This window comes from Pseudoroseomonas ludipueritiae, assembly GCF_014490445.1.
Lineage (GTDB): Bacteria > Pseudomonadota > Alphaproteobacteria > Acetobacterales > Acetobacteraceae > Pseudoroseomonas > Pseudoroseomonas ludipueritiae.
In genome coordinates, this window is sequence record NZ_JACTUZ010000363.1 from 1 (window position 1) to 839 (window position 839).

Consider the following 839-nt stretch of genomic DNA (forward strand, 5'->3'; position numbering starts at 1 on the left):
CTCTAGGCTCCAAACCCAATCAGATCTAGGCGCGACGCGGCGGACTGTGATTCAAGCTCTATGGTAGCGGAGCTTGGGTCATGGCGGGTGAGTTCTGGCTGTCGAACCGGCAATGGGCAGCGATTGCGCCGCTCTTGCCGACCAACCAGCCCGGTGCGCGGCGGGTGGACGATCGCCGGGTGATCAGCGGCATCGTGCACATGCTCAGGAACGGTGGGCGCTGGCAGGACTGCCCGGCCTGCTACGGCCCATCGACGACGATCTACAACCGGTATCACCGCTGGGCGGGGCGTGGCATCTGGGCGGGCATGCTGGCTGCCTTGGTCGAGGCGACACCGGGCGGGCTACAGCTGATCGACAGCACGACGGCCAAGGCGCATCGCTCGGCGGCGGGCGGAAAAGGGGGCTGACCGTCAGGCCATAGGCCGCTCGCGCGGCGGGCGCGGCACCAAGATCCACTGGTCGTGGACGGCAACGGCCGTATTCTTGCCTTCGCCGTCACGCCCGGGCAGATGGGCGGCCTGCCCATGGCCTGCTGGCCAACCTGCCGCCACCGGCGTTCTGCGCCGCCGATGCGGCCTACGACAGCAACGGCTTGCGCCATTTCCTGCTCGGGCGCGGCACCATACCGGTGATCCCGAACAACCCCACCCGCAAGAACCCGCAGCCTTTCGACCGCCGCGCTTATCGAGCGTGCAACATCATCGAGCGAACCATCGGGCGCCTGAAGGACTGGCGTCGTATCCACACCCGCTACGACAAACTCGCCGCCAACTTTGCCTCAGCCGTCGCCATAGCCGCCATCCCACTCGGATGGACCTGATCGAGTCTGGAGCCTA

1 pseudogene is annotated in these 839 nt (G+C 66.9%); it reads left to right on the plus strand.

The features are described 5' to 3' along the window. Window positions 1-80 precede the first annotated feature (80 nt). Window positions 81-823: pseudogene (locus IBL25_RS26390) on the plus strand (IS5 family transposase). Window positions 824-839: the final 16 nt, after the last annotated feature.